Here is a 19,994-nt window from a genome sequence, read left to right as displayed (position 1 = left end):
TTCGAATGACGTCAAATTAGTTATGAAACAGTATCTTCTCAACCTGCTGAGTCAGCTGAAAAATATCCACTGAACCTAAATTGCTTAAGATGATGACAGTATATCCTTGGTCGGGATAGTATTCATTCATTGCTTGCCACCCCGAACTATTACCTGGATGGCCGATACTGGTAAACGCTCCCTTATCCGTTATAATCCATACATAACCAAAATGCGCATTATCCCACTGTGGAGTGTATGGAGCTGTCATCAGCTTTAGATACTTTTCATTCAATATCTTGCCTGTAAAAACAGCGCGATCAAATTTGTATAGATCAGAAATACTGCTCCATGCACCACCTGCCGATAAAGGTATAGAGCCATTGTCATAATCATAAGGTTTTCTTTTGATATGAGTTGAGTCTTTGCTATAACCGATCGCGTATTGCCGTTGCGTTTCATCTAATGTCCAATAGGGCGTAAAAGAGGTGTTCTTTAATTTAAGGGGCTTAATAATTAAAGTCTGTATGTAATCCTGGAAATCCATACCCGTAATTTTCTCTATTAAGGCTCCAAGCACAATAAGGTCGCCTGTTGAGTATATGCAACTGTCTCCCGGGTTATAAACTAATGGCATCGATTTCATGAAAGGGAGCATATCGGTACAGTTTTTAATATTTCGATAGCTGAAGCCTTTTGCTTTATAAAAATCATCAAAACCGGCCGAATGTGTCAGTATCTGATGAATGGTGATCACATCACCTTTAGGCAAACCTTTTATGTATGTGCCAATCGTATCATTGAAATTGATCCTTCCCTGCTGTGCCAAATAGGTGATCGCTGTTCCAGTGAATACTTTAGACGCAGAGGAAAGATCGAATCTGGTGTTTGCCGTGTTTTTTATCTTTTTTTCTCGATCCGCATACCCATAACCTTTTTGCAGCAATGTCTTAGTGCTATCGGCAATTAAAACGGCGCCTGAAAATTCATTTTTTTCAGTTAATTCTGTAAAAAGGCTATCTATCCTATGAATTGCTTTTAGCTGGGCATATGAATATGAGACAGATGCTAAAAGTAAGATTAAGTATGTTAAAAGTATTTTCATTATGACAGTTATTTCTACAGAAAACGATGATTGGTCAACAACTTGTTGACTAATTCAATGAGGCTTTTTGATAAACAAACCGACTCCGATCTTCCTTTCGTTCTAAAACTGGTTCTTTATTTTGTTTCCTGCACAAAATAGCTAAACTAGTTTGAATGTCTTTTGCGGTAAAGGCCGCCCCTAAATTTTCTTGCAACAAGAGGTAGATCGTCAAAGCAAATTTTAGCTCGTCGAAATACCCTTCCTTTATTAACTTCAATAGATAGTTGGTTACAGCCTCATTTTCTTTACTCCGTTCTCCTTTTGTCTCCTTCTTTTTCCAAATAAAATCCCTGGTTGATTTATCTTTATACTCAACCGTAAATCGATAGGTGATGGTTTTGTATTGCTCGGTGTCGTGGATCTTTTTGCTTCCTGTGATGGAAACTTGCTCGTCAGGTTGGATATTATTCGGAATAATCTCGCGGATAGTAGAGTCCAATATAGCCGGGAGTAAATCCAGCTGTTCGGTTTTAAATTTGTTTTTATCGGTGGGATCCAAAAGATCAAAGAAATAAGCGTCTTTCTTCCCTAGCAAAAATGAAACTTCAGAAGGAGTAAGCCCAATTTCTGTACTTCTTTCAAAAACAAAACGCGCTATCTCGAAATCCATGCGAGACATAATTACTAAGCTACACCCACCATTCCTTTGCTTTGGATTGTTTTCTGTTTTTGCCACGGCTTGATAAAAGAGATTAAGGTTACCCAAACATAACAATTTAGTGTCAACCAAAAAAGGACACCTGTAAAATGTGCTAGCTAAATTGACTTAAGGATTTGGCAAATCATTATATGTGGCAGCTAGCATGGATACCAGTTGTCGTTCTTTGATGTTCGGATCAACACCACATTTCTGATTTATAAGTAGATACCCACTTACTTCTTCGTATTCGAAATGTTGGAATAGACCGGTACCGATTTTCTTAGATACAAACTCCCGATAGATTTTAAAGCGTTGGGTGTTAGAATATCCCTCCATCTTCCTTGAATTTTTATCGTAGGTGCGCGAGCCTACAAAACCAAATGAAGCCGTAGGATATTCTCCAAGTAATAAAGGAACACATTTCAGGCAGGTGACCAGCAAATTACCAACATCACCTCTGTTAGTAATAAGGTAATATTTGAAATCACTCTTTCGGTGCATTTTTGCATAAAACTTAATGGCAAAAAAATCACCTTCATGATAATCCGCAGTAAGTACATATTGCAGATCGGTTACAGGAGAACAAAATTTGTATAAGAATGAAAAAAGATGGGCTGAACCATCTTTAATTCTTCTTTTCTGTATGAATTGTAACTCGTAGCCCGGATAGTCAAATATCAAGGTATTAATAGTTTAGGTTTTTCTTGGCTGTTTTGCTTAGACGTTTCTTTTACATGGACGACCTTCCCCTCGATTTCACAAGCGTTTAATCGTACGGGCTTTACATCCTTAAGTGGAGTCCAATTCAATCGATCTCCTTTTGCTCTTAATTTTGCTGAAACAAGTTGCATGGCCATATTATTCTGTTAACATACAAATATAAGAATTTTTCTCGTAAAGAGTTAAGCCTTAGTATACACCGATGATTTATTCTCCAACAATCCATTCGCTGCTAGTTTGTTGAGTGTTCTCACCATGATTTTCTCCTCAGCTTTACCTTCAATAAAAAGATGTTTTGCTGTATCAGTTATAGTTTTGTCGCTATCGAAAAAACCATGATCAATCATCCCCTTAAGAACAAGTTGCATATCAGTTTCATTGCTCAAGCTCAATACTGCTTTTTCTACTAAAGTGCCATCACTTTTTTGATCGGCTTCATCAGGAGGAAGGAGGTCGTGTATCTGCCAGTCTAATGATTTAGCAAGCGTAGGATAATCATGTGTATTATACTGACCAGGTAAATCGCTGTTCTCTATGTTGATTACAAAGTTTTGGCTTTTACCTAATAATTGAGAAAGGTGGTAAGCTGATATGCCTAAGACTAATCGGCGATACTTTACTCGGTTGATAACGTAAGCTGAAAGAGGCGTAATTTCGATCATAAACGATATTACCTAAGTCAGCTGACGATTCAGCTAAACAAATAACATAGTAAAATTTGCATTTTTGTAATTATCTACTTATTTTAGCAATCGAAATAGCTAGTAAAGTATTGACTATCTATTGATTTAATTAGCATTAGACGCTGAGTCTTGCTGCTGAAAACGTAGGAAATTTTCAACGGAGCAGGTTCAGGAGTCAAATGCCCGATCTCTTATCTTTGCGTAGAGAGACGGGCAGGCTCTTGTTTTCTCCAACGGCTTCCTACGGCCTTCAGCAGGGAATAAGGTAAGCCCCCGTCTCTTTCTGAATCGGTTCGCTACCTTTTTCATATACTTCGTCGTTTAATGTCTATAAACTTTAAATGATGAATACAAAACCTAAACATCAAAAGAAATTAAATTCCCTTTTCCGAAGGATAGGAGGAAGCGTTGTTTCCAAGAATGGGTTGACGATTTTTGATCTCCTATTTGCTCGCAAGCCCAAAACCCTATTTAGCAGGTTGATCTTGAATTTTTCAAGCCAAAGAGCTTGATTTATTAATGTACTGATTCTTTTCAACCAAATCTAAAAATGAACGATAAAAACGTAATGGGAGGGCTTTGCCCAGTCGGCAGGCCGTCGGCTATCAGTTGTCAGCCATCGGCTAAAGATACCTCCCAAAAGAAAAAAGTATTTAAAGATCAAAAAGGGGCCCTAAATAGGCTGGCCTCCAATATAGATAATAAATCGATACAATTTGTCGGGTCCCCCGTCTGTCCCCCTCTTGAAGATGGCTTCGGTGGTTCGATTAATATTGGTCGGAAATCAATGGGCACTCGTGGCGAGCTCCATGGGGGAATTCCCCATCGAGTGCACCTTCAGTTTCGCTCAAGTTGGCAAGTAGGGGAGAGGACAGGGAGAAGTGAGGTTGGCCGTGCAAAGGTTATCCAGCGCGCCCTTAAACCCTACACCATATACCTTACAGCCTTAAACGTCTTGTTCTGTGTTTGTTTGGCACACGCCCGGCAGTCCTCCTCCCCGGAGGCTGCCAACGGCGTGGCTTTTACAGAAAATTTCGCGATTGATACGGCCAAAAATCAGGCACTTGATATTGTTTCCCTAGGTTTACATGTTGGTGATGCGCTGCCAGTATCTATTTGGACGGAGGAATTGCATACTTATCCTGTAGGAAGCACAAAACTTGAAAAATATAAAGGACAGTGGCTTATTTTAGACTTTTGGGCAACATGGTGTTCTCCTTGCATTGCTATGTTACCTCAACTCAATCAGCTTCAAGAAGACTTTAAGGGCGAAGTTCAATTTATCTCCGTTACCTATCAGAATACCGCTACTGTTAAACCTGTTCTACAAAGGCAGAAGACTACTATAATTGAAAAGGTAGTGAATGATAGCTCATTGCATAGATTGTTTCCGCATCAGGTATTGCCTCATTTCGTATGGATTGATCCCGAAGGCCAGGTAGCGGCTATTACTGGTATGGAGGCATTGAATGAAGAATCACTAAGGGATGCACTAAAGGGAAATCTGGTTGTCAAAGCTAAAAAGGATTATTCCCTTGCCTACGAAAGGGACAAACCGCTCCTGATAAACGGTAACGGAGGGGGCGGGAATGAACTATTGTACCACAGTATGATCAGTGGTTATATCGAAGGGCTGGATGCGGGGTCATCCGTGCAACTGGCCAAAGGGCCGCAAACGAAGATTACGGTACGGAATGGTTCGTTGCGTAAGTTGTTTTCGCTGGCTTATGGTGAAGGAAAAGTGTTCTTTGGGAGCAATCGCTTGCAATTGGATGTCAGCGACTCTTCTAAAGTTTTCAGTTCCGCGACAGGCGCTGCTTATTTAGATTGGGCCCGTAAAAATACGTTCTGTTACGAGCTGCTGTTGCCCGTGGAGCGTACTGAAAAGTGTTTTGATATCTTTCAGCGAGATCTCTCATTGATGTTCCCGCAATATAGTGTCGAAGTAGAAAACAGAAATAAAGCCTGTCTGGTACTTATCGACCTTCAGGCAACACGAAGACAGCATACCGTTAGAGGAACCCCGTCAATGAAAGTTGCGGATGATACGGGCAATTTGCAAGTCCGTAACATGCTTCCTGAACATATTGTATATAACCTGAATATTTTCTATATGCAGAAATCTCCGTATCCGATAATAGACGATACGGCTTGTGGTTTCGCGGTCGATATGGACTTCGGTAACAACTTATCGGATTTAGCAGCTATTAACAAATCGCTCGAAAAGTCGGGCTTTAAATTCGTGAAGAAAAATGTTTCCATCCCGGTATTAACTATAAAAGATTCCATTTAAATATGTTGCGATATATACTTTTAATGAGCCTTTCAATGATTTGGCTCGAACTTGTTGCACAAACTGGGTTGAAAGGAAAGGTTGTTAACGCCACTTCATTAAAACCTCTCGGAGGTGCCACGATATTGAATGCCAAAAGCCGCAAAGCTACAGTAACTGACGTTAACGGCTTGTTTCGCCTTAAATTCGATGCCGAAGTACAGTTGGAAATTAGCTGTATCGGTTACGAAAGGCAATACCTGACCATTAATGAAGCAATTGACACCTTACTGATAATTGAGATGTTTCCTGCAGTAGGGGCTTTGGACGAGGTCGTCGTGTCAACGGGATATCAACAACTGTCCCGTGAGCGAGCTACCGGTTCTTTTGTACAGATTGATAGCACACTTCTGAATAGACGCGTGAGTTCGGATATTTTGAGTAGGCTAGCAGATGTAACCCCAGGCCTGGTCTTTAACAAAGGGAGAGGAGCGGGTGCTAACGATATCACAATAAGGGGGCAGAGTACGCTGTCTGCGAACAACCAACCACTGATTGTAATCGACAACTTCCCTTATGAAGGTGATATCAATACTGTTAATCCGAACGATATAGCAAGTGTCACGGTTTTGAAGGATGCAGCGGCGGCATCTATATGGGGAGCAAGAGCAGGGAATGGCGTTATCGTTATAACAACAAAAAAGGGGGAAAGAAGAACACAAAATAAGGTAACTGTAAATAGTAACCTTACGTTTGCTCAACGTCCTAACATTCACTACCAGCCAATGATGTCTTCAGCTGATTTTATTGAAAATGAAAGAAAGCTTTTTAATGAAGGGTTCTATACGAGAGCCGAGACTTCGGTGAATAAGTACCCTTTAACACCGGTTGTCGAGGCATTGGTCGCTCACAGGGATGGTTATCTTTCAGAAAGTGAACTGGATACACAAATTGCGCTTTTCAAAATGAATGATGTCAGAAATGACATTGAGCAATACTTATACCGTAGGAGCCTGGGTCAGCAGTATTTTGTCAATGCTGAAGGAGGTGGAAGTGATTATACCTATTACTTTTCAGCTGGGCACGATCGAAAGTTGGCTGATCTTGTCGGAAATGAAAATCAGCGTACAACAGCCAACCTGAAATTTAACCGAAGCTTTTTGGATGCACGTCTTCAGTTGACGACAGATGTATATTATGCAGAAGGGAATGTCAAAAATAATGGTCTGGGCAATATCACGTACATCGGGCCGGTCGGTACGCCGACTGCTATTTTTCCGTATGCACAGTTGGTTGATGAAAAGGGATTACCGCGGGCGATAATCAAAGATTACCGGACTTCTTTTGTAGATAGAGCATTTGAAGAAGGTTTACTGAACTGGGAATATAAGCCCCTGGATGAAATTTATAACAGCGATCGTTCGCAAAAGCAAATAGATTATCGGTTGAACGTAGGGCTTACTTATCGTTTGATCGACGGATTGGATATCGATGCCCGGTATCAACGCAATAGAATCATTACGGATATCTTCAACCTCAACGGTGAAGAATCTTACTATACCAGAAACCTGATCAATCAGTTCTCGAATATACAGGCAGATGGTTCGGTTGAAAGGCCGATACCTCTGGGAGGTATCCTGGATATAGGGAAACAGTCTGTAAACACCAACTATCTTCGCGGACAACTGAACTTTAACCGTCATTTTGGTAAACCACATGCCATATCAGCGCTGGTAGGATATGAGCTTCAATCAAGAAATACATCGATTAATAATAATCGCTTATATGGTTACGATACGCAGCATATTATCAATAAACCAGTGGATTATGTTTCTACTTTTCGTTCCTATGTAAACCCCGCTTCCACAACTAATCGTATTCCTTTTGCAGATAACGGGAGAGAACTGGTCGATCGATTTGTGTCATGGTATGCAAATGCGGCTTATACCTTTCAGGAGAAATATACCGTTTCCGGTAGTGCGCGGTTTGATCGGAGTAATCTTTTTGGCGTAAAAACAAATCAACAGGGCGTGCCGTTATGGTCAGCAGGACTGGGATGGCAAATTGATCGAGAGGATTTTTATCGGATTGATTGGATACCGCGATTGAAACTTCGCTCAACAATTGGGTACAACGGAAACGTCGATCGGTCAACATCTGCTTATACGATTGCTTCTTACAGTAATTACGATGCGATAACGCGTCAGCCTTTTGCTGAGATAGTTTTTCCTCCAAACCCTGAATTGCGCTGGGAACGAATACGACAGCTCAACCTGGCAATTGATTTTACAACAAAAAACAATGTAGTTAGCGGTACGGTGGAATATTATCGGAAGTGGGGGCAGGATCTGATCGGACGAACATCATTCCCTCCTTCTAGCGGAGTTAAGATCTTCACGGGCAATAATGCCAGTACATTTGGCAGTGGTCTTGATATAAATATACAAACCAAGAATATTGACCGCACATTCAAATGGTTCACCAATTTCTTTTATAGCGCAATACATGAAGAGGTGACCTCTTTCAAATATAAAGCTTTGGCTACAAGTTATATTGCCAATTCGGATGCTGGTGGTTATCCGGTAGAAGGGCGGCCACTTTATGCCCTTTATGCTTTCAGATGGGGTGGGTTGGACCCCGAAACGGGTGACCCGCTAGGCTATCTGGATGGTGAATTGAGTAAAGATTACGCGGCTATTATCGGTGCCACGACAGTGGAGAACCTGAATTACATCGGGCCGTCAAGACCTACTTCTTTCGGCGCCATAAGGAATACGTTCAATTATGGCTGTTTTTCCCTTTCCTTTAATGTGAGCTATCGCCTTGGTTATTACTTTCGCCGTAATTCGGTATCCTATGGCGCCGTATTGAACGGAATGGTAAGCCATGGTGATTATGCCCTTCGCTGGCAGAAACCCGGTGATGAGGCATTCACACAAGTTCCGTCCATGCCCGCTATAAATAATGGAAACAGGCAGAGCCTATATTCCAGTTCTGACTACTTGATTGAACCGGGTGACCATATAAGATTGCAGGATATTAATTTGACCTATACCATGCAAAATCTTAAAGTCGGTGGCTTTGCTTTCAATACGCTGCAAGCTTACCTCTACGTGGATAATGTTGGATTGCTGTGGAAGCGGACGAATATAGACCTTGATCCAGATTACGCCGTTTCCAATTATCCGCCTGCGCGGACGTTGGCCTTTGGTTTTAAATTTACCTTTTAAATCGCTTATGAAAATAATCTTATCAATATTTCTCATCTCATTATCGGTATTATTGGCTTCTTGTCAAAAGGAGTTTTTAAAGGAAAGACCGGACAAAGCACTGCTAGTTCCGAGTACGCTTGATGATTTCGAGGCTATACTTGATAATAGCTACCGAGTAATGAATGTATCGCCTTATTTAATGATAAGCTCGGCCGATAATTTTTATACAACAGATCAAGGCCTACAAGCCTATACTATATTTTCGCGCAATGCTTATTTATGGGAAAAGGATGTTTTTCAGAATCTGTCTGCAGTGGATTGGGATATGCCTTATCAGCAGGTTTTTTACGCCAACGTGGTATTAGATGGCTTGAAAGATTTAAGTGTTGGTGAAGAACAGGCCGAGCGATATCGTCTCATCGAAGCGAGGGCTCTTTTTTATCGCAGTATAGCATTCTATTGGTTGGTGCAGCAATTTGCACCGCCTTATAACACAGCCAATTTGGAGATGCCAGGAATCCCGTTAAAACTAAGTAGTAATGTGACAGAACGGGTGTTCAGGGCGCCAATAAAAGATGTTTATGCACAGATTATCCATGATTTGGAATATTGTCTTTTATCGCTCCCCGATAAGGTGTCTTTAAAGACAAGACCCAGTAAGGCAGCAGCTTTGGCATTATTGGCAAGAATAAATTTGATAATGGGAAAGTATCGGGAAGTGGAACATTATAGCTTGGAAACACTAAAAATAACAGATGAGCTGCTTGATTTCAATACGTTGAATGCTTCACTGGCAGCACCTTTGCCGATGGCACTCCCTACGGTAGGACAAGAAGGGAATAAAGAAGTCATATTCTACAGCTTTCCCAACTCTTATTCAGATATTATTTCTTCAGTTACAAAGCTTGATACCAATCTGGTTGCTTCTTTTGCCGTGAATGATTTGCGAAAGAAAATATTCGTTAATGAACAGGGAAACTTTAAAGGTTCCTATTCTGGGAGTTTATTGCCCTTTACGGGAATAGCGGTTGATGAGGTTTATTTGATGTTGTCAGAGAGTAAGGTTTACAATGGCGATATACACGGAGCATTGCAAACAATTAACGTTTTTCGGTCAAAACGATACGCAAATGACAGTTTTAAGGCCTTACCGTTGATGGGGCCTGATGAATTATTGCATGTCATTTTGGGTGAACGCCGGAAAGAGCTACTTGGCCGAAGCGTAAGATGGGTTGATTTACGACGGTTAAATCAGCAAAGTGACCGGGCGATTACGCTACGTCGCATGGTCAATGGACAGATAATTGCCCTCTTACCGAATAGTGCGCGGTATACGTTTCCAATTCCTTCGAATGAGTTGGAGGCAAATAAGATTGAACAAAATATAAGGTAGAACAGTTTATTAAACAGAGGGCTGCTATGGCCCTCTGTTTTTACAGAAAGTTATGTACTAGTTGTTTTCTTGGTACATCCCTTCCTTTTCATCAAGGATCTGCCCGGTTGCAGGGTCTTGGAAAGCAGTACAGACGTTATCGGCATTATCGCAACGATATGTGCCTGGCTGTCCGATCGGTCCTTCAGAACGGGTTAAGGGCTGCCAATCAGGAGCCCCCGATCCGCTTGTGTTTGCGTTATACACGTTGTGTGCTTGTCGCACACTTGGTGTCGCAAATGCGAAACTGAAGGTCGCAATCATTGCTACTGCACCCAGCTTACCTAGGCTTTTTGCTAGCGTATTCATAGCTTCACGTTTTATGTTATACCAAATCTGGATATAACGGGTTAAACAATGGCTTTCGGAATACTGGAGCCTTTATTCCCAAAAGCGTTAATTACTCCTTTTTTATATCGGTCGGGTAGGCTCAAACCCAACCATTTCTTATCCTCAAATGTTGCCTTTTAACTCCTTTCTTTTTCTGTAAAAACACCTGGCTAAGTCACTAAAACTAAATGTTTAGTTTCTTGTATAGTGTTATGGTAATGAGAAGTATAAATACTCCGTTCAATAGTAATTGTTCACTATAATTTCCGTGTGGCAAAATACTCCCACAACTGCAAGGAATTCTGCCAAAAGCGTTGTTCATTCCTAGGATAATGTAAAGGCTGAACAGACAGAGTAATAATAGGGAGGCCTTTAATCCGAGTAAGCTTCTCTTGCCACTCAGTAAAAGAATGGTTATCCCTGCACATACGGCAGGGATTAACCACACCAGCACTTCGGCCACCCATATCGGAAACACTTGATTCCGCATTTCACTTCTCGTTTTTTCGATATCATATAGCTTCACGCAAATGGTGATAACCCATAAAGTCACCAACAGCCAGATAACGCCGTTATAAATGATATGTCTCGTTTTTGCATTCATATGTTTTTTATTTTATGATAAGGGGCCGTAGCGATCTACGGCCGCCTATCGCCGCGCTGTTTCTACCTCTCGTACGCTTATTGCAAATAAAATAGAAAAACGACCAAAGTGACTTACAATGTTATAAGCTAACAACTTATAAGGTTATAACTAAATAACTTATAGAGTTATAAGTGAACGGTGCTTATGATAGGCTAAGGGCCGATTTTAGCTTGAATTTTTTTGCTAATAGAATGATAGCTTGTATGTTATTCCATTAACGGCTTATCCTAAACTTATTTTGGTGGTACGTTCGGATAGGACCATTGTGGGCTAACAGTTAATTGGTGATGGCATCGATTGGCTAATTATTTAGAGAAGCGATACTCTGTGCTCTTTGATTAACTTGCTGCAATAGGACTCATAAATGCCTAAGTAGCCTGCAAGGTGTTTTTGCTGGACATGCTCAAGGAGTGCTGGATCTTGTTCTAATAAGTGCTGTAATCGAATCGGCACCTTTTCATGGCTAAAGGAGTCTTTCCAATTTTTAAACGCTTGTTGCTGTTGTTTGATAGCTAAACGGATATTGACCTGCACCTTTGGAAATTTATCCTCAATCAATTGTAAGTGTTTCCTTTCTAAGCTATACACCGTGCCGTATCCTTGCATGGCTACAGCAAAACGGGCAGATTTTTGCTTATAAAAACTTCTTCCATCACCAATGATAGCAGGCGCTCGCCATAGAAAGGGTGCTAGAAGCATCGTACTAAGTGGGTGTTCCATTGAACTATAGGCAACACCGGAGAGCAAAAAGAAAATACAGTTGGGAATACTATGTTGCGTGAAAAGTACGGTGTTCTTGCCGATGCGCATTGGGGTAATAAGCGGCAATACATAGTCGTGAAACTCCCGAATAAAATCAGGGGCTCCTCTATACCCTTTTGGTAAAAAATATTCATCTATTAATTGAAGTAAAATAGTATCATGCATTGTACGTTCATTGTGTTTATTTTTTGATTGCTTCGCGCATGCCAAGCCCGTCGTGGTACCAAGGCCAACCGAAAAGCCCGGGATGTAATCTTAATGTGATCGTATCGCCCTCTTTGATTTGATGGTAATGCCTCGCTGAAACGGGCAGTAGCATACCGTGATAGCGTTTGTCTTTGTAATAACTGATGGATAAGGTATAATCGCCATAAGGCGGACATTTTTGCATCACAATGGCTTGGTAGGTAACAGTACCTCTCATCGGATCGTATCGGCAATTGATAATGCTGAGTATGGAATGAAAATAGATGATACAAAGTGTGCCTAATAGAAAGGTGAGTAGCAAGCGGTATTCCATCAAGGATTTTTCTTCACTCATGCGCCGCAGGTGGTAATATATCCACAGACCGACTAAAACGTAGCTCAGCAACGATGCGCTAAAAAATAAGGGTACACTGCTGAGTAAGTGGGCGTTGTACAGCATATTTAATTTTAAAGTGCAGATAAATCCGATTACACCAAGGATGCCTAACACATAGTATACGTAGCTCCGTGCACTTTGCCAGTTAACCAGTAGCAGAAAGAGTGGGAAGCATAATACCCAGTAGAAATCTATATGTTGCGATTGCTGCAAAAAGAGCATGTAATAAGATCCTATAGCGGCAAGGAGCAAGATATAGCAATTGCGCGAGCCGATCTGAATTTCTAACGTTTCCGCATCTTCGGATGGATTTTTGTCCGTTTCGGTATCTACGAATGGAATCGGTAAAGCCCAAGCCAAGGCATTGATCAGATAGGCCGTACCGACAAGGAGTAGCGCAAGTGCGAACACCACCATCATACCCATGCTGGTAAGAAGCTGAAAAATGAGCTGATGGTTACCCGTGAAGACTTGCATAATTTGCTGGAAGGCATAATTGCATAAACGGTAGCTGCTTCCTATTAATAGTACCGATCCTATCATCAGGAGAATCCGTTGCGGCCAAGGTAAAGTGTTGTATTGCTTCATAATACACAGTGTATTGATTTTCATAAAGTTAAATAATACGGATGGGCTAATGAAAATTTCACCGGAGTTTGTAAACCCACCGCCAAATTCTTGGTTAAAGCGTGATTTTTCCGGTTAAAGCCCCTTTTTTATTGGTTAAAGGGGCCGTCGTTTTAGGTTAAAGCTGGTGCGAACGCAGATAGGTGTTTTTGCCGGTTTTTTATTTTTTGTATCTTGTTGGTGACAAACCTGTTGTGCGGAAAGCTGCCTGGGCTGGATATATAAGATCTTATTGATATGAAGGAGAACTTTACGAAACATAAGGTAAGGTCTAAAGGGCCTATTTTCGACTATCAGGATCGATTCCCGCTAGTGATGGGGGCCTTATTGATGGCAGGTTTGTGTTGCTATTATGCTTCTAAGGTGGGCTTGTTAGTGGGGATGACAACGGCGAATTTTTACGTGAGTTACTTCGTGTTTCTCTTCTTTATTGGTGGCGCGTTGGCATATATACGCCGGGAGGTGCGCATATTGGATAGGAAATGGAATTGGTTAAGTGGCTGGTTCAATAGATTGGTTTTTCAGGCCGCATATTGCTGGGCGGCACCTAGCTTGGCGCTTTTTTTAGTGTACCTGGCAGCCCATAAGTTGTTGTCGACAGAGGTGCTAACTTCGGGTTTGTTTGAGGTGGATTTGCCTTGGATTGTTGTGTTGTTGCTGCTGGTAAATCTCTGTTATACCTTGGCTTTTTTTGTTCAGTTGCATAATCGAGCCGGTTTAAAAAGGCGTGGATTGCTGAGGCGCTATCGATATGCAATCCAATCGGGAAATACAATGTTCAGGGATAAGGCACGTTTGGAAAAAGAAAATGAAGCGTTTCAGCATGAAATAAGCACCTTGAAAACACAAATAACCGAGCTAGAAAGGGGTGTATCACTTTTGCAAACCGAGGAGAACTTTGAGGTGAACGGCAAAAGCTTGGCGAGTATTTATGAAGTGCATACGCAAAAGCTGATCTCCCTCCATCAATATGAAGATATTGCTTGCTTTCTTTATGAAGAACCTTACGTCTACCTCCAGACGAAGACCGACGGACAAAAGATCCCGGCAAATGAATCATCACTCGTAAAAGTAGAAAGCGAGACAGAGGGCTTTTTCCGTAAGGTAAATCGGAACATGGCATTGCCACAGCATATGCTATTGGCTTGTAAACGCATAAAGGACGGAAAGCTTGAGCTACAAGTGAAAGAACCGCTAAATTGCACGATTGAAATTTCAAAGGAATTAGCTGCACGCTTACGCAGTTGGATTTTGGAAGCAGTAGGGAAAATTGAGAAGGAGGATGGAAGTTAAGATCACTGTAATCCCCTTTTTTGACACTAAAAGCTACTACGAACCTACTGAAACCACACTGAAACCTACTGGCTTCACACTGGTTTGACACTAGTTTGGTACTGCTGTGACACAGGCTTTATACTATTTTCACACTAGTTTCGCGCTAGCTTGGTTATACCTTAGTACTTCTTAAGTACTCACCACTTGTTTTATTCCAACGCAAAATATAGCGTTGCTTCCATTTTGAAATTAGTTATACTGCCCTCCGCGATTGCGGGTTTCCAGGGGAGACTTTTAACCGCGGCTATAACAGCTTCTTCACAGCCGTAACCGATGCCTCTTCTGATACGGAAGTTGACTGGCTTTCCTTCCTTGCTGATTTCGAATGTGACACTGACAAGCCCTTCAATGCCCTGATCCAAAGCTTCTTGTGGATAGATAACATGTTCTTTGAGGTGCTTTTGAAAACCTGGAATGCCACCAGCAGGTGTTGGCGGGAAATAGAATGAACAGTTAAATGCATTCATCACTTTTGTCTGATAAAGAACAGGTGATTTCGTTTTTTTGGCTTTAGCCTTACCATTGACTTGTATGGTGTCTATCGTTTGGTTACTACTGTCTTTTATGGTGAGGTTGATGATGCGGCTGCCCATCACAGGCACGGTTTGCCGAAAATATAGTCCCGTTATTTGGAGGGTATCGCCAGGCTCAATATATTCAATATGGTAATTTCCTAAACTGTCTGTAACGCTTTTAGGTGTCTCATCATAAAAATACTTTGTCGATCTAAGCCAAACCGTAATTCCTATTGCCGGCTCCCCATCGGGTGTGGTGAGTTTACCGCGTACATGGATCGTATCGGGTATTGAATATGTTTTGATAGTGTAATGTGCACTGTCTTTTCTGGAAATAAGCTGCGCTAGTGATGGCAAAGCTAAGGTCTGTAAGAAAGTAAAAAGTATAAATAGGATTTTCATGGTGTGTTATTTATGGCTTTGATGCATGAATGAACCAATTTCCATAAGAACCGGATAGCAAAAGGAACATTACACATTTTTACAATGACGGTTGGATACCAGACTCTCTACCGGGAAGTTTTATTGCCAATGAAGGTTGTTGTAATCCCCTTTTTTGACACTAAAAGCTACTACAAACCTACTAAAACCACACTGAAACCTACTGGCTTCACACTGGTTTGACACTCATTTGGTACTGCCGTGACACTGGTTTAGCACTATTTTCGCACTAGTTTCGTACTATCTTGGTTATACCTTAGTACTGGTTAAGTACTACAGAAGTGCGGGTTATAGACGAGCTGGTAATTGGTGATAGCTAGCCGTGACCTGTACGGCTAGCTTTTTGGGAAGGTCGTTTGACTTATTTGCCGTTTTTTTTCGATAAATTCCTGTAGCGCATAAGGGCTTCTACATAATAATAGTCAGCATATGATAAAGGCACATCCACTTCGCTATTGCCAGGTAAATTGCCCACGGAATGCTTCAAAAGAAAACCTCCATTAGTACCAATGGCTGCGCGGTATGTGGGTGAAGCAAGCTGTTGGATGATTTGCTCCGCAAAGTTGACATATTTGGCGGCCGTATCCTTCGGAGCGTAAGTGCTTAATTCCAGTAAAGCCGAAGCGCTAATTGCAGCCGCAGATGCATCCCGAGGGCTGTTGGGAATATCTTTTGCATTATAGTCCCAGTACGGAATCTTATCCGATGGCAAGTTTGGGTGGTTCATTAAATAGGAAGCGATATGCATGGCTTGCTGTAGGTAAGCTTCGTGGCGGGTATCTCGGTACATCATGGTATAACCATATAAACCCCATGCTTGTCCACGGGCCCATGCAGATTCATCGAAAGCGCCCTGTGCGGTTTGTTTGTGCCGTATTGCGCCCGTAGCGGGAGCGTAATCGACCACGTGATACGAACTGTTATCTTGACGGAAATGGTTTTTCAATGTGGTGTTTGCGTGTGTTTGGGCAATCTCAGCATAGCGTTCATTATTTGATACCCTATTTGCCCAGTTCAATAGTTCCAGGTTCATCATATTATCGATGATGACAGGAAATTCCCATTTATCTTGATGATGATCCCAAGATCGGATGCAGCCTACCTGCGGGTTGAATCGGCTGATCAACGAAGTAGCTCCTTGGAGCAATACTTCTTGATAATGTGAATTTCCGGTGAGCCGCAAACCATTTCCAAAACTACAATAAAGCATAAAGCCCAAATCATGGGTGCCCTTGTTATATTGCTCTTTTTCCAGGTCTTTCATCCGGCTCTCGGCTTCTTTCCTTAAGCTTTCATCTCCGCTGAATTCGTACAAATACCACAATGTGCCGGGATAGAATCCGGATATCCAGGAGTTACTTTTACTAACCAACAGACTATCGTGTTCGTAAGTGCGTGGAAATACGCCTTTTGGTAGGTGCTGCCGAAGCGTTTTGTACTGCGTTACGGCTTGGCTTAGTTGCTCGTTAATGAATGCCTGATTGAGCTTGTATCCGTACGACTTGTTTGTTTGTCCATTAAGGGGTGCAAATCCTGCCAACAGAATAAAGAGCAAATAAATGCTGCTCTGGAGCGTGTTTTTTGATGTTAACATATGCTTGATTTTTGTTAAAGGGATTCATGATGAATTTTAAGGTGTTGCATAACTGTCTAATACGGGGATCATATTTTTAAAAACGTATGCCTGTAACAACACGATAAGGCAGATAATCCCTAATAGTATAAAACTGTGTTTGAGTGTATAGCGCAATAAATGTGATTCGCTACCGGTTAAACCACTGCCTGCCGCTGCTACGGCGATAGATTGTGGGGAAATCATTTTACCTAAGACACCTCCGGAAGCATTGGCGGCTACCATGGTGAGTGGATTAAGCCCGATACGCTGGGCTGTTTCAAACTGTAATTTGCCGAACAGTGCATTGGAGGAAGTGTCGGAACCGGTTATAAAGACCCCGAGCCAACCGAGTATTGGTGCGAAAAGTGGATAAAGCGCACCGGTATTAGCCATGGCAGCTGCTAAGGTTAGGGTAATACCTGCATCATTCAGCAGGTAGGCAAAGCCCATGATTGTAGCAATGGTGAGTATGGCATAGCGGAGCTGTTTAAGGGTCTTGCCGTAAATGCCGGCTGCTTTTAGGAAGGAGAGTCCGGTAAGTGGTATCGAACATAGAGCGGCTAACAGAATAGCTGTACCTGGAGTGGAAAGGTAGGGAATAGGCACCTCTGTTAAACCGATGTTGATTTTGGCTTGCGCCCACTCATCGAACGCTCGTTTTAATGTGGGTATGCCCCAGAGTATAATGAATAGCGTAAGTAGTAAAAACGGACTGAAAGCGCGGAGTATGCCGCCTTCTGCTTGCTCTTTTTCTGTTGATATCTTGCGGAAGCGCAAGTAGCCCCATAGGGCAAGCAAGGATCCGAGCCCTGCGATGATATCGGGCAGCGTGGGGCCAATGAAACTGGCGGAGAACCATTGCAACAAAGCAAAAGAGCCACCCGAAACGAGCAGTGCGGGAAGTATGGCTACCATCTGCTTCCAACCGGCCAAGGTGATGATGAGATACATGGGCATCATCAAAGATAGAAAGGGTAAAGTGCGCCCGACAGTCTGTGATATGGCCATCTCCGGTAAACCGGAGATATCGGCCAAAACGGTAATGGGGATACCTACGGCGCCAAAGGCTACCGGCGCCGTATTGGCAATCAGGCAAATGCCGGCAGCTTGTAAGGGTTGGAAGCCCAGACCTACTAACATGGCTGCCGTAATGGCTACGGGTGCACCATAGCCGGCAGTGCCTTCTAGGAACGCGCCGAAAGAAAAGGCTACCAGTAGTACCTGTAAACGCGGATCGGGCGTGATAGCGGCAATGTACTGTTTGATTGTCTTGAATTGACCACTTTCTACGCTCAGATTAAAAAGAAATAGCGTGTTGATTACTATCCAAGATATAGGAAATAAACCATAGAGCATACCGCGGACACTGGAAAAAGCAATCGTTTGCATCGGTACATGAAAGACGCTATAAGCTATTAAACAGGCAAATGCAAGAGCGAATAGGCTTGCCCAATGTCCTTTCCATTTAGCAAATACCAGTGCCCAGAATATCGCGAGTATGGGCAGGGCCGCAGCTCCTACCTGTACCAGCTTCCAGACATTACTGTTTGTAAAAAGACTACAGATCATGGCGTTTTATTTATCGGCTTTGCCTTTATGAACTTTTTGTTGAATGCGCGTGGCATCTGGTAAACGGTGCCATTTTTGCCTAGGTAATATAAATGCGAAATAGAGGGCTTCCGTGCATTGCCATCGGCCCAAATGGCATAAAAGTCGGGTTGCGCATTACGCGGTTTCCGCACGTAACTGTGATTCATCTCGCTATGGGCCGTTAGTTGTTTAACCTGAGCCCAGTTTTTACCGGTATGGGTGCTCCGCCAAATGGCGATTTCCCCGCCTGGATTATAGGTTTGCGGGCCGTCTGCAGTGGGCCCGATGATATAGATGTCATCCTTATTCAGGTAGATAGAGCCCATATCGTAATTACTGTCAGACTGTGTGATGGTGTCGGCAATCCACTGCCCATCAAATGTAGAGAGTGTCCAATTCCTCGGTGCGTTTTTAGGGCCGGCTTCATAGCCTTTACTGGTAATCGTCAGGATAAAGGGTTTTCCCGCCTCGTCTAAATCAATGTCTAAAAGATAGCTGTTGCGTTGCGGGTTGCTGTAATCATGTACCAAAGCTGCATTTTGTATTTCCTGAAGGGGAAGGCTAACGGGCTTTCCTGCGGCGGTCGTCCACGTTTTTCCGAAATCAGCAGTCTCCAGGTAATATAAATTGGTACGGTAATTCAATCCTTTACCTTTAGGATGGTAGTCAAAGGCAACGCCAATCTTCCCGTTTCGCTCGGCACTTACTTGGTAATGCCCGTCTTCTATATGTGCCAAGACCTGCCATTGGCTCCAGCTGCGCCCATCTGCGCTGGTGTTAAAACCAATAACCCGGTGCCCTTGCTTATTGTACTTGGTAAATAAAGCAATAAAGCCCTTACCTGTAAGATGATAAACTTGGAAATAAGAAAAGTTATGGAAGGGTTTTGTTTCGCCATCAACTATTTCTGTTGCCTGGATGGATTCAAATTGATCAATTTGATAAGGTGTTTTGGATTTAGAGATATAGGACGGACGGGACGTGCCATGAGAGGTGGAAAAAACCCAAATATAGCCGTCGTCATCCATTGAAATAACCGGATTGTCATGGGCATCGGTTGTCTTTTTATCTAAAATGATGGTGGGATTGGCGAGTCTTTTCCGTTGATGATCATAATAGGAAACATTGTGGTATAAGGTGCTGTTTTCGTCATCGCTTCCACCAAAACAAAAAAAAGTTTTCCGCACCTTTGGGGCGTAGATAGCAAAAGGCCGATGGTTAGCGGGGTAGGTGGCCATACCGCCACTGTATTTATATGCATATTCGTCATCGGAAGGCTGATTCATGTACCAAATGCCTTTAAAGCCATTTGCTTTTTGTCCGATGATATTCGCTTCGGCAAATTGGGCATCGGGATGTATGCGCTGTTGCGCCCATATTTCGCCCGGAAAGGAGAGGAGCGTACTTATCAGTATGGTGATCAGCACAATGTTATATCTTTTCATTTTATTCGTTTTTGGTAAAT

17 protein-coding genes are annotated in these 19,994 nt (G+C 42.4%); 4 read left to right on the top strand and 13 right to left on the bottom strand.

What is annotated here, in order from left to right:
* Positions 1-16: 16 nt before the first annotated feature.
* From QT327_RS02145 to QT327_RS02125, 5 genes are all read right to left on the bottom strand, one after another.
* Complete coding sequence (locus QT327_RS02145; RefSeq protein WP_289551870.1) at positions 17-1,084, bottom strand: serine hydrolase domain-containing protein; 1,068 nt, start codon at positions 1,082-1,084, stop codon at positions 17-19.
* 49 nt (positions 1,085-1,133) lie between these two features.
* Positions 1,134-1,736, bottom strand: a complete 603-nt coding sequence (locus tag QT327_RS02140) for a hypothetical protein (protein ID WP_289551869.1) — start codon at positions 1,734-1,736, stop codon at positions 1,134-1,136.
* A gap of 156 nt (positions 1,737-1,892) precedes the next feature.
* Positions 1,893-2,447, bottom strand: a complete 555-nt coding sequence (locus QT327_RS02135) for a hypothetical protein (protein ID WP_289551868.1) — start codon at positions 2,445-2,447, stop codon at positions 1,893-1,895.
* A gap of 221 nt (positions 2,448-2,668) precedes the next feature.
* Positions 2,669-3,148 carry a hypothetical protein gene (locus QT327_RS02130; RefSeq protein WP_289551867.1) on the bottom strand — a complete coding sequence of 160 codons (480 nt, stop codon included), beginning with the start codon at positions 3,146-3,148 and terminating at the stop codon, positions 2,669-2,671.
* A gap of 189 nt (positions 3,149-3,337) precedes the next feature.
* Positions 3,338-3,478: a hypothetical protein gene (locus QT327_RS02125; protein ID WP_289551866.1), complete on the bottom strand. Its 141-nt coding sequence runs from the start codon at positions 3,476-3,478 to the stop codon at positions 3,338-3,340.
* Between the two features lie 241 nt (positions 3,479-3,719).
* Here QT327_RS02125 and QT327_RS02120 point away from each other — a divergent pair, with 241 nt between their 5' ends.
* From QT327_RS02120 to QT327_RS02110, 3 genes are read left to right on the top strand one after another with little or no spacing between them, the layout of a single operon-like run.
* Entirely contained in the window at positions 3,720-5,462 is a 1,743-nt protein-coding gene (locus tag QT327_RS02120; protein WP_289551865.1) for a TlpA family protein disulfide reductase, read from the top strand.
* Between the two features lie 35 nt (positions 5,463-5,497).
* Positions 5,498-8,671: a SusC/RagA family TonB-linked outer membrane protein gene (locus QT327_RS02115; protein WP_289551864.1), complete on the top strand. Its 3,174-nt coding sequence runs from the start codon at positions 5,498-5,500 to the stop codon at positions 8,669-8,671.
* A gap of 7 nt (positions 8,672-8,678) precedes the next feature.
* Positions 8,679-10,046, top strand: a complete 1,368-nt coding sequence (locus QT327_RS02110; RefSeq protein WP_289551863.1) for a RagB/SusD family nutrient uptake outer membrane protein — start codon at positions 8,679-8,681, stop codon at positions 10,044-10,046.
* Between the two features lie 57 nt (positions 10,047-10,103).
* Here the strand turns inward: QT327_RS02110 and QT327_RS02105 are convergent, their stop codons facing one another.
* From QT327_RS02105 to QT327_RS02090, 4 genes are all read right to left on the bottom strand, one after another.
* On the bottom strand, positions 10,104-10,394 hold the full coding sequence (locus tag QT327_RS02105; RefSeq protein WP_289551862.1) for a hypothetical protein: 291 nt from the start codon (positions 10,392-10,394) through the stop codon (positions 10,104-10,106).
* A gap of 205 nt (positions 10,395-10,599) precedes the next feature.
* Positions 10,600-11,019: a MauE/DoxX family redox-associated membrane protein gene (locus QT327_RS02100; protein WP_289551861.1), complete on the bottom strand. Its 420-nt coding sequence runs from the start codon at positions 11,017-11,019 to the stop codon at positions 10,600-10,602.
* A gap of 351 nt (positions 11,020-11,370) precedes the next feature.
* Complete coding sequence (locus tag QT327_RS02095) at positions 11,371-11,988, bottom strand: cyclic nucleotide-binding domain-containing protein (RefSeq protein ID WP_289551860.1); 618 nt, start codon at positions 11,986-11,988, stop codon at positions 11,371-11,373.
* Between the two features lie 16 nt (positions 11,989-12,004).
* Positions 12,005-12,994 (bottom strand): hypothetical protein, encoded by a 990-nt coding sequence (locus tag QT327_RS02090; RefSeq protein WP_289551859.1) that lies wholly within the window; start codon positions 12,992-12,994, stop codon positions 12,005-12,007.
* Between the two features lie 276 nt (positions 12,995-13,270).
* Here QT327_RS02090 and QT327_RS02085 point away from each other — a divergent pair, with 276 nt between their 5' ends.
* The gene (locus QT327_RS02085; RefSeq protein WP_289551858.1) at positions 13,271-14,326 is read left to right on the top strand and encodes a hypothetical protein; all 1,056 of its coding nucleotides are present in this window, start codon (positions 13,271-13,273) and stop codon (positions 14,324-14,326) included.
* Positions 14,327-14,517: 191 nt separating this feature from the next.
* Here QT327_RS02085 and QT327_RS02080 read toward each other — a convergent pair whose 3' ends face one another.
* From QT327_RS02080 to QT327_RS02065, 4 genes are all read right to left on the bottom strand, one after another.
* Positions 14,518-15,285: a TonB family protein gene (locus QT327_RS02080; RefSeq protein ID WP_289551857.1), complete on the bottom strand. Its 768-nt coding sequence runs from the start codon at positions 15,283-15,285 to the stop codon at positions 14,518-14,520.
* A 400-nt stretch (positions 15,286-15,685) separates the two neighbouring features.
* On the bottom strand, positions 15,686-16,918 hold the full coding sequence (locus tag QT327_RS02075) for a glycoside hydrolase family 88 protein (protein WP_149105889.1): 1,233 nt from the start codon (positions 16,916-16,918) through the stop codon (positions 15,686-15,688).
* A gap of 36 nt (positions 16,919-16,954) precedes the next feature.
* Positions 16,955-18,508 (bottom strand): L-lactate permease, encoded by a 1,554-nt coding sequence (locus QT327_RS02070; RefSeq protein WP_289551856.1) that lies wholly within the window; start codon positions 18,506-18,508, stop codon positions 16,955-16,957.
* Positions 18,505-19,974, bottom strand: coding sequence for a BNR-4 repeat-containing protein (locus tag QT327_RS02065; RefSeq protein ID WP_289551855.1), 1,470 nt, complete (start codon positions 19,972-19,974; stop codon positions 18,505-18,507). Before QT327_RS02065 ends, QT327_RS02070 begins: the two co-directional genes overlap by 4 nt.
* Between the last annotated feature and the right edge of the window lie 20 nt (positions 19,975-19,994).

Source organism: Olivibacter sp. 47 (assembly GCF_030372825.1).
GTDB classification, from domain to species: Bacteria; Bacteroidota; Bacteroidia; order Sphingobacteriales; family Sphingobacteriaceae; genus Olivibacter; species Olivibacter oleidegradans.
The sequence above is the reverse complement of the archived record's forward strand: the minus strand, read 5'-3'. Positions and strand labels throughout refer to the sequence as shown.